At 68.4% G+C, this 16,516-nt stretch carries 4 protein-coding genes; all 4 read right to left on the bottom strand.

Annotation, left to right across the window (positions count from 1 at the left end; genetic code table 11):
* Positions 1 to 23: 23 nt before the first annotated feature.
* From ACFWO8_RS20540 to ACFWO8_RS20555, 4 genes are read right to left on the bottom strand one after another with little or no spacing between them, the layout of a single operon-like run.
* On the bottom strand, positions 24 to 812 hold the full coding sequence (locus tag ACFWO8_RS20540; protein ID WP_378953304.1) for an ABC transporter permease: 789 nt from the start codon (positions 810 to 812) through the stop codon (positions 24 to 26).
* Positions 812 to 1,630, bottom strand: coding sequence for an ABC transporter permease (locus ACFWO8_RS20545; RefSeq protein ID WP_378953306.1), 819 nt, complete (start codon positions 1,628 to 1,630; stop codon positions 812 to 814). Before ACFWO8_RS20545 ends, ACFWO8_RS20540 begins: the two co-directional genes overlap by 1 nt.
* Positions 1,627 to 2,637 (bottom strand): ATP-binding cassette domain-containing protein, encoded by a 1,011-nt coding sequence (locus ACFWO8_RS20550; protein ID WP_378953308.1) that lies wholly within the window; start codon positions 2,635 to 2,637, stop codon positions 1,627 to 1,629. The genes ACFWO8_RS20545 and ACFWO8_RS20550 overlap by 4 nt, the downstream gene beginning before the upstream one ends.
* A complete protein-coding gene (locus tag ACFWO8_RS20555) occupies positions 2,634 to 16,406 on the bottom strand; it encodes an amino acid adenylation domain-containing protein (protein WP_378953311.1) in 13,773 nt (4,590 codons plus the stop codon). The genes ACFWO8_RS20550 and ACFWO8_RS20555 overlap by 4 nt, the downstream gene beginning before the upstream one ends.
* Positions 16,407 to 16,516 lie beyond the last annotated feature (110 nt).

Genomic DNA, 16,516 nt, shown 5'->3' on the forward strand with positions numbered 1-16,516 from the left:
CGGTGTGAGTGCCGCGGGCCGATCTACCGGCGGCTCGCGCGCCGGAAGCCGATGGCGGCGGGCACGGCGAACAACAGCACGGCGGCGCCGGACCAGGCGAGGGTGAGCAACAGTGGCCGGGCGATCGGACCCTGATCGGACAACCCGCGCATGGCATCGACGGCGACCGACATCGGCTGGTTGCGCACCACCGGCTGAATCCAGGTCGGGAAGGCCACGAGCGGCACGAATCCGGTGCTGAAGAACATCATCAGCGAGGTGAGGATCGTGATGCCCTCGACCAGCGAGGCCTTCGCGGTATAGACCGCCACGGCGGTGACGATGGTGGCGAAGGCGAGCCCGAACACCACGGGGACCAGCAGGAACACGACGGCAGCCAGTAGCCCCTGGTGGAAGCGGAAGCCGAGCAGGAAGCCGACGAGCACCACCGCCACGGTGCCGAGCACGATGCGGCAGCCCTCGGCGAGGATGCGCGAGACCAGGCCGGAGGCCCGATGCACGGGCAGCACCCAGAATCGGGCCAGCAGGCCCGCGTCGCGTTCGCGGCCGAGCAGCACACCGCTCGCGACGGCACCGGACAGCGCGCCGACGATGGCGACCATCGGGACCGAGCCGTACAGGGCATCGCCACCGGTGAACTTCTCGATCTGACCGCCGACCACGATGTCGAGCATCACCAGCAGCAGGCACGGGATGAGCAGGGTCTCGAGCAGCGTGATCGGATTGCGGGCCCAGCGCACCAGCAGCCGTTCGGTCTGGATCAGCGTGTGCCGGACCAGCGACCCCGCCGAGGTCTCCAGTTGCTCTGCCATCAAGCCCTCCTCGAACTCAGCCGGATGGCCACCGGTGCGCAGATCGCCACGATGGCGGCGAGCCAGAGCAGCGACGGGCCCATCAGCGCCCAGCTCGCCGTCCCCGCATTGCCCAAGGTGTCACCGGCCAGCGCGCGCAATACCGTCGCGAACTGGGAGACCGGTTGATTGCGGACGAACCACTGGATCCACTGTGGGAACTGGCTCGCCGGTGCGAGACCGGTCGAGAGCATGCCGAAGATCAACGGCGGCAGCACCAGCGCCTGCGAGGTGGCTTCCGGGCTCTTGGACAGCGTGCCGATCACGTCCGCGCCGAGCGTGAACGCGAGACCGATGAGCAGCGAGAACGCCAAGAAGCCGAGGGTGTGCGCGGCGTCGAGCCGGAATCGGAAGCCGATGACATACCCCGCGGCGACCGCCGCCGCCAGGGAGACCAGCAGCCGGAACAGGTTGGCCGACATCCGCGCCGCGACCGGGACCAGCGGGCGCAGCGGCATCGCACCGAACCGGCGGTTGAGGCCGGCGACGGAATCGCTGGCCGAGCGGAAGGCCGCCGAGATAGCGGTGAACGCCGCGGCCTGCAGGATCACCAGCGGCATCATGTACTGGGCGTAGCTGCTGAAACCGTTGCCGGAGAACGTCATCACGGTCTTCAGCGGGATGTAGAAGCTGGCAGTGAAGGCCGCGGGTGCGAATACCGATGCCAGGAACTCGCCGGATTTGACCGAGGGCACGATCACCCGGGTGGTCAGCACCCACCACTGCTGGAGGGTGTCGGGCATGGCACGGGCATTGGTCTGCCACGTGGCGGCCGTCATGAGGAGACTCTCGATTCCGTCTCCGTCGAGGCGAGATGGCCGGTGAGCTGCAGGAACACATCGTCGAGCGAGGGCCGCCGCAGGGCGATGTCGACGAGTTCGACCGAGGCGTTGTCGAGTCGTCGCAGGGCCTCGGCGAGAGTCTTGGCGCCGTCGGGCGCGGGGATGGTGATGCGGTCCGACTCAGGGGTCAGCGCCGCCAGGTTCTCCGCGGGCAGCAGCGAGCCGAGCGCGGCGACGATGGCGGGCAGCTCTTCGAGATCCAAGGGCACGATCTCGCAGTAGCTGCCGCCGATGTGTTGTTTCAGCTCGTCCGCGGTGCCGGAAGCGATCACCACGCCGTGGTCGATCACGATGATCTGATCGCTGAGCGCATCGGCTTCCTCCAGGTACTGGGTGGTGAGCAGGGTGGTGATACCCGAGGTCTTGAAGCTGCGCACCAGGTCCCAGACGCCCTGTCGGCTGCGGGGGTCGAGGCCGGTGGTCGGCTCGTCGAGGAAGACCACATCGGGCCGCACCACCAGCCCGCAGGCGATGTCGATGCGGCGCCGCATGCCGCCCGAGTAGGTGCCGACGCGCCGATTCGCCGCCTTCTCCAGATCGAATTCGCCGAGCAGTTCTCTGGCCCTTGCCTGTGCCGCCGGCTTGCGCAGGCCCATCAGCCTGCCGAACATGACGAGGTTCTCGTAGCCGCTGAGCATGTCGTCGAGCGCGGCGTACTGCCCGGTCAGCATGATGCGTTTGCGGACCGCGGCCGGGTCGGCGACGACGTCGTGCCCGGCGACCACCGCCCGCCCTCGGTCGGGTGTGACGAGGGTGGACAGGATGTTCACCATGGTCGTCTTGCCCGCGCCGTTGGGACCGAGGATGCCGAGCACCTCACCGGGGGCGGCCTCGAAATCGACGCCGCGCAGGGCGTGGACGTCGCCGAAGGACTTCGCGATCCCTTCGACCACGACACCACCGGTGCGCGGGTTGCTCTGCACGAGAGTGTGTTCGACGCTCATATCCGGTCTCCTGCTTCCAAGTGGTCGTCGAGCAGTGGCGAGATGACTGACAGTGCATACGGATTGGTCATGTCGTCGTGGGTCACGTCGACGTCGTGGTTGGTGATGTCGCCGGTGATGAAGGGCCGCCAGCCGTCGGGCCCCATCCATTCGGGGGGATCGACCGTGGCGCTGAAATAGACGACGTCGCCGTCGTAGACCGGGCGCTGATATCCGGTCCGCGTGCCCGCGGAGGCGTTGTAGGAGCCCGCCATTCGCTCGATAGTCGACGCGTCGATGAGCTCGACTCCGCCGAGCCGGGCGGTGATGAGCTCGGCCGCTTCCTCGGCGGTCGATTCGGCGGGGACGTCATCGATGCCGAAGATGGCGCCGAAGGTGTTGATGAAGGCGCCCGCCGAGAGCCGCTCGATGGTGTCGCCGTCGATGTCGGCGGTGTCGGTGTCCAGGAGCGCGACAACCCCGACTCGTTCACCCGCGGCGGCCAGTTCCACCGCCATCGCTTGGGCGATGAGGCCGCCGAAGGACCAGCCGAGCAGGTGATAGGGGCCACTCGGCTGCACCGCGCGGATCTCGCGCACGTAGCGCTGGGCGAATTCCTCGATCGAGCGGGCCGACGGTTCGCGACCACTGAGGTCGGGTGCCTGGAGTCCGTAGATCGGCCGCCCTTGCCGTAGCTGTTCGGCCAATCCCAGGTAGCTCCACGACATTCCGGAGGAGGAGTGGACGCAGAACAGCGCGGGTCGATCCCCATCGGGGCGGATCGGTAGCAGCACATCGAGTCCGAGACCGGTCGGCCCCGGCTCCACGAGCGCTGCCGTGTGGGCTGTCATGGCGGCGGCTTCGTCGGCCGAAGCGGTCTGGGCCGCAGGGGTTTCGGCGAATCGTGCTGCCGCGCCGAGTGCCTCGACCCACAGATTCGCGAGTTCGGCGACATCGTCGCGGGCTAAAAGCTGTGCGGCGTAACCGAAGTCGGCCTGTAGCCGGTTGCCGACCACCATGGCGTTGATATCGATCGCCGACATGATCGGTATCTCCGGATACTCGGCCGCCTCGAGATCGCCTAGCGCGTCGGTGGGTAGCCAGCCGAGACCTTCGAGGCCGGTGGGTGTGTCGACGGAGGTGTGCCTGCCGAGGTAGTTCACGCAGATCTGGCCGGGCAGTCGCGTCGGGAATTGTTCGGCTGCTGCGGGATTCAGATAACGCAGTAGCCCGAATCCGATGCCCTTGTCCGGGACCGCGGCCAGGTCGTGCTTGACCCGGCGGATAGCCGTGCCCATCGCCGGGCCACCCGCCAGCGCGGCCTCGATATCGATGTCGGCGAGATCGAGCCGCACCGGGTACAGGTTGGTGAACCAGCCGATGGTCCGCGACAGGTCGGCGCCGGGCACGACTTCTTCCTGTCTGCCATGGCCCTCCAGGCGCAACAGCGCCGAGGGTTCGTCCACGCCTCTGCGGGCACGCCAGCGCACCAGCGCCAGTGCCAGGGTGACGAACAGCGCGTCGGTGACGCTGCCGTGGAACAGGCGGGGCAGGGTGGTGAGCAGGGCCGTCGTGGTGTCTTCATCGATCTCGATATCGAGGCGGCGGACCGTCTTCGCCTGATCTGTGGCCGGTTCGAGGTGGCGGGTACCGAGCAGCGGGTCGGGGCCGTTCACCACCTGCTGCCAGTACGGAAGTTCGGCCAGGCGCCGCTCGGAATGTGCCTGCTCGGTCAGGGCATACGACCAGCGCCGCATCGAGGTGCCGATATCGGGCAGGGCCGGCACGGCGCCCGCGGATACCTGGGCCCAGGCGGCGATCAAGTCCTGCACCAGGATTCGCCACGACACGCTGTCGATCGCGAGGTGGTGCGCCACGACGATCAGGCGTCCGGGCCGGGTGTGCGAACCGGCGTCACCGACCGGATCGAGCCACACGAATTGAAGTACCACGCCGTCGGCCGGGTGCAGGCGGTTCATCGCGGAGTCGAGCTCGGTCTGCGCGTATTCACGCAGCTCGACCGGGTCGGTGGCGGCGTCGAAGGCCGTGCGGTGCACGAGTGCGTCGACGTCGATCGAACCGGGGTCGGCCACGCACAGCCGCCAGTCGTCCTCGCCCGCCCACAGGCGCGCCCGCAGCATGTCGTGCCGGTCGATCGCGGCGGTGAGGGTGGTGACGAGTTGTGCGCGGTCGATGCCGACAGGCAGTTCCAATACCGCGGTTTGGGCGAAACGGTCGAAATCGCCGCCGCGTTCGATCATGTATCGGACGATCGGGGTGAGCGGCAGGTCACCTGTCCCGCCGCCGGGCAGTTCCGCGAGCGCCTCCACCGTCTCGGCGGCATCGACGGCAGCGCCCAGCGCCGCGACCGTGCGGTGTTCGAAGACCTGCAGCGGTGTGCAGTGCACGCCGCGCAGCTTCGCCTGGGTGACCAGCTGGATGGCGAGGATGCTGTCGCCGCCGAGGGCGAAGAACGAATCGTCGATGCCGACCTGTGCGCGGCCGAGCAGTTCGGCGTAGACCTCGGCGAGCACCTGTTCGGTCGGTGTTTCCGGTGCGCGGTACGGGGTGTCGTCGGTGACGAACACCGGGTCCGGCAGGGCTTTTCGGTCGAGCTTGCCGACTGCGTTGATGGGAATCTCGTTCAGGACGACGAAGGCGGCGGGCACCATATAGGCGGGCAGTGTGTCGGCGGCGAGTGCTCGGACGTGTGCGATGTCGAGGTCGGCGCCGGGCATGCGCACTAGGTACGCGGCCAACGCGGTGGAGCCGGTGGGTCCCGGAACACCTAGTGTCACAGCGAGATCGATGCCGTCGATGGCGCCGAGGACCGCGTCGATCTCGCCGAGTTCGATGCGCTGGCCGCGGACCTTCACCTGGAAGTCGGTGCGGCCGAGGTATTCCAATACGAGGCCGGCAGGTGCACCGGAAATGCTTTCGGGCCGAGCGGCGGCGTCGGCGCGAGCGCGGTTGCCGAACCGAGCGGGGTTGTCGGACACGGCCGGGTTGTCGCTGCGAGCGGGGCTGCCGGTGCGAGACCACCGCACCAGATCACCAGTGCGATAAAGGCATTCACCGGCTCCGCCGAACGGGTCGGCGACAAATCTGGTCGCAGTCAAGCCTGGCCGGGCGTGGTAACCCCGTGCGAGGGCGGTGCCCGCGAGGTACAGCTCGCCTGCGACACCGACCGGTACCGGGCATAGGCGGTCGTCGAGGACGAGTGCCGCCGCACCTCGAACGGGTGAGCCGATGGTGACCGGCTCCGTCGCGGACAACGGCTCGGAACCTGTTGCCCAGATGGTGTATTCGGTCGGGCCGTAGAGGTTGACCATCGTCCGCCCGCCGGCTCCGCCGCACCAGCGCGCGACCAGATCGGGGCCGACCATCTCACCCGCGACCGCGAGCACGCGCAGGCTCGACACCTCGGCGGGATCGATGGTGGCCAGTGCCGACGGCGTGATCACCATGTGGGTAACCGACTCTGCGGCGATCAGCTCCGCGAGCGGTGCACCACCGAAGACATCCGGCGGGGCGATCACAGAGGCGCCACCGCAGCCGAATGCCATGAGTGCCTCGAAGATCGACGCGTCGAAGCTGGGGGAGGCGACCTGGAGCACTCGGGAATGTTCGTCCAGCGCGAGGTCAGTTCGCTGGGAGGCGACCAGGTCGGCCAGGCCGCGGTGGGTGACGGTGACGCCCTTCGGGGTGCCGGTGGAGCCGGAGGTGTAGATCATCCAGGCCGGGTTCTCGAGCCTGATCGGGACCGGGAGTTCCTCGGGGGTGATATCGGCGGCGTCGGTGGTGTCGAGACGGGTGGCGAAGTCGGGGTCATCGAGGACCAGCCAGCGGGTGGTGCCGGACAGCGTCGGCCGGTATTCGGCGAGGGTGATCCCGACCTCTGCGCCGGAATCGGTGAGCATGTGGTCGATGCGGTCTGCCGGATGCTTGGGGTCGACCGGCAGGAACGCCGCGCCGACCTTCGCGGCGGCCCAGATGCCGACGTGGAGTTCGGCGCAACGTGGGAGGCCTAGGGCTACAACAGATTCCGTGTGCGCCCCCGCCTCGATCAGCAACCTGGCCAGCTGGTTCGACCGGGCATTCAGGGCGCCGTAGGTGGTCGTAACGGATTCCTGCGCGCTGTGTTCCGGGCGCGGCCCGCTGGTAGTTGCCGGTGCGGGCTGGTCCGGGGACGCTGCGGCGGCGTGGATGATCGATGCCGGTTGTCCGCGATGGCGCGCGCCGGTATCGGTTGGCGGGGTGTCCTGGTTCGTAGGTGTCGCGATGGTGCCGGTGACCGGCGCGGGTTGTTCGAGCAGGACCGCGGTGGTGTGAGTGAAAGGCCTGGGTCGAGTCGCCGAGGCGGTCGTGGTGTCGGTGACCAGCGCGGGCCGGTCTGGGAAGGTTGCAGCGGTGGTGGTGATCAGGTCGGCCAAGGTGGTCGTTCCGGCGGTGGCGGGGCCGCGGACCGGGATCAGTTCCGCGCGTTCGTCTTCGGCGAGGATGTCGATATCGGCGAGGCGAATGTCGATGTCGGTGAGGACGGTGGTGAGCACCTGTCGCCACCGGGTCGCGAAGGTGGTGACCGTGCTCGCGTCGAACAGGTCCGTCGCGTAGGTCAGGACGCCTTCGATGCCGTCGGGTCCTGCTTCGCCGAACCGTTCGCGCAGGTCGAGGGTGAGGTCGAAGGCCGAGGAGCGGCGGTCGAAATCCTCCACTTCGAAGCGCAGTCCGGGCAGTTCGAGCACTGGCTCGATGAAGTTCTGCAGCGAGAGCGACACCTGGAACAGTGGGTGGTGGGCGGTCGATCGGGTGGGGTCGAGTGCGCCGACGAGCTGCTCGAACGGCACGTCGGCGTGGGCGAAGGCGTCGAGGTCGGTGGTGCGGACTGTGGCTAGCAGCTGCCGGAAGCCGGTGCCGGGATCGACTGGTGTGCGCAGGGCGAGAGTATTGACGAACATGCCGACGAGGTCGTCGAGAGCGGCCTCACCACGCCCCGCGATCGGGGTACCGATGACAACATCGCCGGTGCCGCCGAGCCGGGCCAGTAGTACCGCGAGGGCGGCGTGGACCACCATGAAAACGCTGACATTGTTCGCGGCGGCGAAGTCGATCAACGCGCGGTGCGTCTGTTCGTCGATGCTGAAGTCGACGTCGTCGCTGCGCATCGTCTGTACCGCGGGGCGGGGACGATCGGTGGGGAGTTCCAGGGCGTCCGGTGCATCGGCGAGTGTCTCGCTCCAGTATTTGATTTGCTGTGCCGCAACAGATTCCGCATCCGACCCGCTGCCGAGTAGCTCGCGATGCCACTGCGCGAAGTCGGCGTACTGCACGGCGAGCGGGGGCTGAGTGGGCGCCGCACCCGCCACCCGTGCCGAGTAGGCGGCCACCAGGTCGGCCGCCAATGGTGCCATCGACGCACCGTCCGCGCTGATGTGGTGCACCACGAGGACGACAACATGCACTGGGGCACCGCCATTGGGGCTGTTGGTGTCCTCGGTACCCGGGTGACCGTCGGAGGCCGGCGTGCTGCGTGCGCCGTTGTGGCTCGGGCGAGTGTCGATGGCCCGCGAACCGTCGGGTGGGCCGCCGTTGAGGCGGAAAAGACCGACCCGAAGCGGGGGCTCGCGGGTGAGGTCGAATCCGGTTGCCGCCAGGCCATTGATCTGATCCCGCAGTGGCGCACCGTCTTCGGTGTCGATCAGGGGCATTGCGGGGATGGCGATGTCGATGCCGACGATGACCTGGCGTGGGCCTTCGACATCGGCGGGGTAGCGCGTGCGCAGGCTTTCCTGGCGTTCGACCACGTCGGCGAGTGCTCGGCGCATGGCAGCCACATCCAGGGTTCCGGTGAGGCGAAGGGCGATCGCGATGTTGTAGGCCGACGACTCCGGATCGAGCTGGTTGAGTACCCACATGCGCTGCTGGGCGGGAGACAGGGGAATGCGGTCGGGGCGCAGGCGTGGGGCCAGTGCCGGTCGGCCCGCAGTGCCTTCGGCGGCGGGGACGACACGCGACGCCAGCTGGGCAACGCTCGGTGCGTCGAACAGATCACGCAGCGCGATCGTGGAGCCGAGCGCCGAATTGACCCGGGCGACAACCTTTGTCGCGCTCAACGAATTGCCGCCGAGCTCGAAGAAGGACTGGTCGACGCTCACCCGTTCACTGCCGAGCACATCGGCGAACACCTCGGCGACGGCCTGTTCGATCGGCGTGCGCGGCGCGAGATAGGACTGCTGAGTCGCCGAGAAGTCCGGTATCGGGAGGGCTTTGCGATCCAGCTTGCCGACCGGGGTGAGCGGGATATCTTCCAGGACAACGACATAGGCCGGCACCATGTATCCGGGCAGTTCCGCCGCGACCTGCGCGCGCAGTGTTTCGGTGTCGAGTTCGATGTCCGGCACGGGGAGTACGTAGGACACGAGCACGGTGGCGCCCGCCGGTCCCTCGCGCCCGATCGTTACCGCGTAGTCGACCTCCTCGGCACGCGAGAGCACCGCGTCGATCTCACCGAGCTCGATCCGCAGGCCGCGGATCTTGACCTGGAAGTCGCTGCGGCCCAGGTATTCCAGGGTGAGCGCGGCATTCTCGCCGGTAACCCAGCGCACCATGTCACCGGTTCGGTACATGCGTTCCCCGGCGACGCCGAAGGGGTTGGCGACGAACCGGCTCGCGGTCATCTCGAACCGGTTGAAGTAGCCACGCGCCAGCGCGGGCCCGGCCAGATACAGCTCGCCCGCGATACCGACCGGCACCGGCCGCAACCAGCTGTCCAGCACCACCAGCGCCGCACCGCGAATCGGTCCGCCGATGGTCACCGGCTCGCCCGCGACCAGCTCGGCCGGTCCGGTGGCCCAGATGCTGAACTCGGTGGGGCCGTACAGGTTCACCATCCGCCTGCCCGCTGCCCACTTCTCGATGAGCTCGGGCGTGGCCGCCTCACCGGCCACCGAGAGCACCCGCAGATCGGTGAGGTCGGTGGGTTCCATCGTCGCCAGTGCCGACGGGGTGATCACCGCGTGGGTGACCCGCTCGGTGCGCAGCAGCGTCTCGAGTTCGGCGCCGCCGTACACCTCCGGCGGTGACACGACCAGCCGTCCACCCGCCGCGTGCGCGGTCAGCATCTCGAAGACGGAGGCGTCGAAGCTGGGGGAGGCGACCTGTAGTGCGCTGGCCGACGGATCGAGGGCCAGGGTTTCGCGCTGGGCAGCAACGAGATTGGCGATACCGCGGTGACTGAGCAGCACCGCTTTCGGCTTGCCGGTGGAACCGGAGGTGTAGATCAGGTAGGCGGTGTGGTCGATATCGACGGGGCCGCCGCGTTCGGCGTCGGTGATCGGCGCATCGGAGACCAGCATGGCGCGGCGCATGGTGTTCAGATCGTCGAGCAGCAGCCAGTCGATGGACCCGGGCAGGTCTTCGCCGGTGGCCGTCACAGTCACGCCGATCGGGGCCTTCGAATCGGTGAGCATGTGCTCGATCCGCTCCACCGGATAGCTCGGATCGAGCGGGACGAACGCCGCACCGGTCTTGGCCAGCGCCCACACGGCGACAACGGATTCCAGCGACCGGGTCAGCGCGAGCACGACGAATATCTCGGGGCCGATCCCGCGCCCGAGCAGCACCCGGGCGAATCGATTGGACCAGGCGTCGAGTTCGCCGTAACTCATCCGCAGCTCGCCCGCGCTGACCGCGATCGCATCGGGATCGATGCGCGCACCCGCCGTCAGGATGTCGGCCAGCGTGCGCATCGGCAGCGGTGGCGGGCCGTGAACCGGTGCGAGCGAGGCCAATTCGGTATCGCTGCAGTACCGCAGCTGGGACACCACAGCATGCGGATTCTCGGCGAGTTGGGAGAGCAGACGGACGAACCGGTCCAGGAGTGACTGCGCCGCAGTGTGTTCCAGCTGGTCGGCCATGAATTTCACGGTGATGCGCAGTGCATCGCCCGCGCCGTCCTCGCCACGCAGCGGAATCACCATGAGGTTCAACGGGTATGGCGTGGCGTCGGTGCCTTCGACATCGAGCACCCGCATGCCCGCGATGTCCAGGGCTTGGGACAGTGCCTCGCGATCGATCGGGTAGGACTCGAAAACGGTGAGGGTGTCGAATAATTCGGCCAGACCGACAGCTCGGTGGATGGCGGCGAGGCCGACATGCTGATGGTCCATGAGCCGGGCCTGCTCGGCTTGCACGCGGGCCAGTAGGTCGGAAACCTTCTCCGACGGATCCAGTGTCACCCGGACCGGAACGGTGTTGATGAACAGCCCGACCATCTCCTCGACACCGGGCAGCTCCGGCGGCCGACCGGACACCGTGGCGCCGAACACCACATCGGTGCGGCCGGTGAGCATGGCAAGCAGCATCGACCAGCCCGCCTGGACCAGGGTGTTCACGGTCGCGCCCGCTTCCCGGGCGGCCGACTCGAGTACGGCGACCGTGGCGGCGGACAGATCCTGCGAGAGCATCGCGGTTTCGGTCGACTCGATCCCGGCGAGCGTGGGGACGGCGCGGGTCGGCGTGTCGATTCCGGCCAGCGCCTGTTTCCACGCGGCCAGCGAGGCTGGTGCGTCCTGGTCTTCGAGCCAGGACAGGAATTCGCGGTAGGACCGGGCGGGCGGCAATATCGACGCGTCGCCCGCGGTGACGTACAGGGTGAGCAGTTCCCGCACCAGCAGCGGCGTCGACCAACCGTCCAGCACCAGATGGTGATTGGTCATGACGAGCCGGAACGTCTCCGGTGCGGTCCTGATCAGGGTGAAGCGCAGCAGCGGGGGACGGGTGAGGTCGAAGCGGGTCAGCGCGTCCAATTCGATCGCCCGGTCGAGTTCGCGCGCGCGTTGGTCGTCGTCGGCGATATCGGTGAGATCAATTTCCTGCCAAGGGATCTCGGCGGCAGACAGGACCAGTTGGCGGGGGCCGTCGTCGGTCTCGACGAAGGCGACGCGCAGGTTCTCGTGCCGATCGATCAGCGCCTGTGCCGCGCCGCGCAGCCGGGTGGCGTCGACGGTGCCCGCCAGGGTGAGCAGCGATTGGACGGTGTAACCATCGGCGGTATCGGAGTCGTAGAGCGAGTGGAAGAGCAGGCCGTATTGCAGCGGCGAGAGCGGCCAGACGTCGGTGAGCTTCGGATAGGTGTGCTCCCAGCGCTCGATCTGCGGCTGATCGACCGTGACGAGCTCGAAGTCCGAGGGGGTCCGGCCACCCGCGTCGCCGGATCCGGCATGGATGACGAGCGCACGCAGTGCCTGCGACCACAGGTCGGCCAATTCGCGCACCTCGGCCTCGCCGAGCAGCCTGCTCGCGTAGGCCCAGGTGACTTCCAGTCCGGCGTCGGTCAGCACCGCGTTGATGTCCACGACGGCGGCCAGCGGAGCGCGGTCGTCGTTGGTCGCGGCGAAGCGCCGGGGTACCCAGGGATCGTCGCCGGTCACCGCTCTGCCGAGATAGTTGAAGCTCAACTGGGGTGTCGGCGCGTTCGCGAGCGCCGCGGCGGTCTCGTCGTTCAGGTAGCGCAGTAGGCCGAAGCCGACACCGCGATCGGGGACCGACCGCAGCTGCTCCTTGGTCGCCTTGATCGCCGAACCCGCCGCGCGACCACCGGTGAAAGCCTCGCCGAGATCGATCTCCGCCAGGTCGAGTGCGACCGGGTACACGCTGGTGAACCAGCCGACGGTGCGCGCGAGATCGGCACCGGGCAGCAGGGACTCACTGCGGCCGTGGCCTTCCAGCGTCACCAGGGCGCCGGTGCGGTCGCGCCACCGGCACACTGCCATGGCGAGTGCGGTGAGCAGCACATCGTCCGCGCCGCAATGGAATTGCTCGGGCACGGTGTGCAAGACGGTGTGTGCGACGTCCGCGGGCACCGTTGTCTGCCACTGCGCCATGGTGGCGACCACGTCGAGGGCTGGATCGAATGAGGCAGGGACCGAGGATGAGCCGGTCTCCGCCATCTCGTCGGGTTGATCGGAGGTGGCAGACGGCGAGGCGGTCTCAGTGTCGGCTTCCTGACCGGAGGTGGCCGAGGGAGACGAGGTCTTCGCTCTGCTGGCGTCCTGACCGTTGGTCCGGGCGAACGACGGGTCGGGTGTGGCCAGGATTCGCTGCCAGATCGGCAGTTCGTCGATGCGTGTCGTGGCGTTGCCGGCCTGGCTGTGCGCCCAGCGTCGGAAGGACGTGCCGACGGGGTCGAGCGCGCCGCCGTAGGCCGCAGTGGCGAAGTCCGGCAGCAGGATTCGCCAGGAGACACCGTCGGTGACCAGGTGGTGCAGGACCAGCCAGCACAGCGGGGCGGCGTCGGCGCGATCGATCAGGACGAGCCGGGCAACGGTGCCCGCGGTGGGATCGAGCAGATCCGCGGCGTCCTGCAAGGCGCGTTCGGCCGCGTTCGCGGTGTCGGCGCTGACCACGTCGATCAGGGTCTCGGCGTCGATCGAACCACGTTCGGCCACAACCCATTCCCAGCCGTCCGGGACTCGTCGCAGCGAAGAACGGAGCAGATCGTGATGGTCGAGCAGGACCTGTAGCGCGGCGGCGATCCTCGGGCGGTCGATGTCGGCGGGCAGCCCGATCAGGACGGCCTGCCCGTAGCGGCCCCAGGTATCGCCGTGCTCGATCATCTCGTGCACGATCGCAGTGAGTTCCACCTCGCCCACACCGCCACCGGGCAGTTCCTCCACCACGTGGACCTCGGTCTCGCCGGCGACCGCGGCCAGCGCGGCGACCGTCTTGCGTTCGAAGACATCGCGGGCGCGCAGCGAGATACCGGCGGCCTTCGCGCGCGAGACCAGCTGGATGGAAACGATGCTGTCGCCACCGAGAGCGAAGAAGCTCTCGTCGACTCCTACCGCGTCGAGTCCGAGTACCTCGGCGAAAAGGGCTGCCAGTGCCTGCTCGCGTGGCGTCGACGGCGCCCGGCTCGTGACGGCGCGGGCGCTGAAATCCGGTGCGGGCAAGGCCTTTCTGTCCACCTTGCCGAGCGGGGTGAGCGGAACTTCGTCCAGCACCATCACCACGGCGGGCACCATGTAGGCCGGAAGTCGTTCGCCGACCGCGGCTTTCACGGCTTCGGGATGGGCCTCGGCGCCCGGCTCGGTCGTGACATAGGAGACGAGCGCGGTCGTGCCGGTGGCGGTCTCGACGCCGAGGGTGATCGCGAAATCGATCTCGGGAAGCTGCTGCAGGGCGGCATCGATCTCGCCCAGCTCGATCCGGTAGCCGCGCACCTTCACCTGGAAATCGCTGCGGCCCTGGTATTCCAGGGTGAGCGTGCCGTCGCGGTCGGTCCACCGCACCAGGTCGCCGGTGCGATACATCCGCTCGCCCGGTGCATGCGGATTCGCGACGAACCGGCTCGCGGTCAAGCCGCTGCGCCGGTGATAGCCACGCGCGACGCCGGGGCCCGCGAGGTACAGCTCGCCCACGGTGCCCGCCGAGACCGGTCGCAGCCACGGGTCGAGTACCAGGCCGGACACGCCACGGACGAGGCTGCCGATAGTCACCGGGGCGCCGGGAACCAGCGGTTCGCTCAGGGTCGTGGTGATGGTGGTCTCGGTGGGTCCATAGCCGTTGATCAGGGCGCGCCCGGCCCACTTCGACACCAGCTCCGGCGGGCACGCGTCACCACCGACAACGATCGTGCGCAGGTCGGGCAAGGTCGTGGGGTCGAGGGAACCGACGACGGCCGGGGTGACATTGAGATGAGTGACGTGATGCGTGCGCAGCACCTGCGCCATCTCCTCGCCCGCGTAGGCCGACGGCGGGACCACCGCGAGGGCCGCGCCTGCGGACAGGGTCACCAGAATCTCCTCGACGGAGATGTCGAAGCTCGGTGAAACGGCATGGGCGACAACAGAGTCGGAGTCGACGCCGAAGCCGGCTCCCGAACTCGCGACGAGATTCGCCAGGCCACGGTGCGAGACCAGGACGCCCTTGGGTAGTCCGGTCGACCCGGAGGTGTAGATGATGTAGGCGACCTGATCGGGCTCGATCGCGGCGGTTCGCTCGGAGTCGGTGATCGGGGCGGCATCCTGTGCGGCGAGGTGCGCGACGGTGGCTCCGTCGTCGAGGGAGAGCCAATCGACCTTGTCGGGCAAGGACTTACGTACCTGGGTGACGGTCACGCCGATGACGACGCCGCTGTCGTCGATCATGTGCTCGATCCGGTCATCGGGATAGGTCGGATCGATCGGGACGAACGGCGCGCCCGTCTCGGCCACCGCGATGGTGGCGAGCACCGACTCCGCGGAGCGCGGAATAGACAGTGCGACACCGTGTTCGGGGCCCGCGCCCGCGGAGATCAGGAGCCGGGCCAGTCGATTCGTGTAGTCGTCGACCTCGCGGTAGCTCAGCGTGTCGTCGGTGCCCCAGCGCAGGGCCACCGCGTCCGGGTCGAGCGTGGCGCCCGCGGTGAGGATCTCGGGCAGGGTCTTCGTCTCGACCCCGGCTGGACCGCGAGCGGGCACCGAAGCGGCCTGTTCGGTGACCGAGAGCACGGGCACCGTCGACAAGGGAGCATCGGGCCCGGCGACGAGGAACCGGTGCAGGAACATCAGGAAGCGATCGTGGTGGGCCGCCAGATCGGCGTCGCTGTAGAGGTTTCCGTTGCCTTGGAGATCGATGTGGGTGCTCTCGCCGCCCACGCCGGGGTACACGTTGACGAACAGATCGTCGATCAGGCCCGAGGTGAGCACATTGAGCCGCCCGACGACCGGGCCGAGGGCAATCCTGGTGTCCACCATCATCAGATTCACGGCAGGACCGAACGACGCGGCCTCGTCCATCGCCCAGCCGAGATCGCGGACGATGTCCTCCTGGCGATAGCGCTGACGTCGCAACGCGCCGGTCAGCTCGCTCTGGACCGCGCGGATCACCGCGCCGACGGTCGTCGTGGGATCGAGGGTGACCCGCAGCGGCACGACATTGGCGAGCATGCCGCCCGAACGCCGTAGTGTCGCCGAGGTCCGCGCGGACACCGGCAGGCTCAAGACCACTTCCGGCGCGCCGGTCATCGCGGCGAGATAGGCGCCGAACGCGGCGACCACCGTGGGCGCCACCCCCGAGTTCACCGCCGCGGCAACGGAATCCAGCAGCGCGGTCGTCGCCGCGGGCAGTGCGCCGGAGACCCGGTTCGGATGGCCGTCGACCTCGGCGGCCCGGCCGGCGAGGGTGACCGGATCGGCCAGGTCGGCCAAGTGATCGCGCCAGTACTCGCGGTCGGTCGCGAAGCGGTCGGAGGTCCGGTAGGCCAGATCGGCGTCGACGATCTTCTGCAACGGCTCGGCCTTGGCCGGCGGCGGCTCGCGACCGTCGAAGGCGGCGTTGTAGAGCTCGCCGGTGCGCTGGACCAGGGCAAGCGCGCCCATTCCGTCCAACACGATGTGGTGCATGCGCGAGTACCAGAACCAGCGATCCTCGGCGACCCGCAGCATGGCCAGGCAGACCAATCGGTCGCGCATCACATCCAGTGGTGCGGTGTACTCGGCCCGCATCCAGGCGTGCGCGGCCGCTTCCGGGTCGGGGCGGTCCCGGAGATCCACGTGGGCGATGTCGTCGTCGAGGGTCAGGTCGACGATCTGCTGCGGCTGGCCCTCGACATCGACCAGGCGCAGGTAGCCGGTGCCGAACTCGCGGCCGGTCTGCCGGGCCGCCTCGGTGAGCAGCGTGTGGTCGATCGCGCCGGACAGTTCGACGTACTGGGCGATGGAGATGGGGGTATCGCCCGCGATGTGCTGGGCGAACCAGATGCCGCGCTGGGCGGCGGACAGAGGAAAAGGGCCGTCTGGTGCGATCATGAGCGAACCTGCGTTCTCATGTCTCGAGCTGGGCGTTCACGAGGTGTCCCCGAGCGTCGGGCAGCTACCTGGTTGGTAGTACCCGCCGTTGCGTACTGCGCTCTATGTTC

Origin of the sequence: Nocardia sp. NPDC058480 (assembly GCF_042720495.1) — a bacterium.
GTDB lineage: Bacteria > Actinomycetota > Actinomycetes > Mycobacteriales > Mycobacteriaceae > Nocardia.

Bases quoted from the DNA above. Each gene is read 5' to 3' on its own strand.
- ACFWO8_RS20545 (WP_378953306.1), bottom strand. From the start codon at position 1,630: ATGACGGCCGCCACGTGGCAGACCAATGCCCGTGCCATGCCCGACACC.
- ACFWO8_RS20550 (WP_378953308.1), bottom strand. From the start codon at position 2,637: ATGAGCGTCGAACACACTCTCGTGCAGAGCAACCCGCGCACCGGTGGT.
- ACFWO8_RS20555 (WP_378953311.1), bottom strand. From the start codon at position 16,406: ATGATCGCACCAGACGGCCCTTTTCCTCTGTCCGCCGCCCAGCGCGGC.
- ACFWO8_RS20540 (WP_378953304.1), bottom strand. From the start codon at position 812: ATGGCAGAGCAACTGGAGACCTCGGCGGGGTCGCTGGTCCGGCACACG.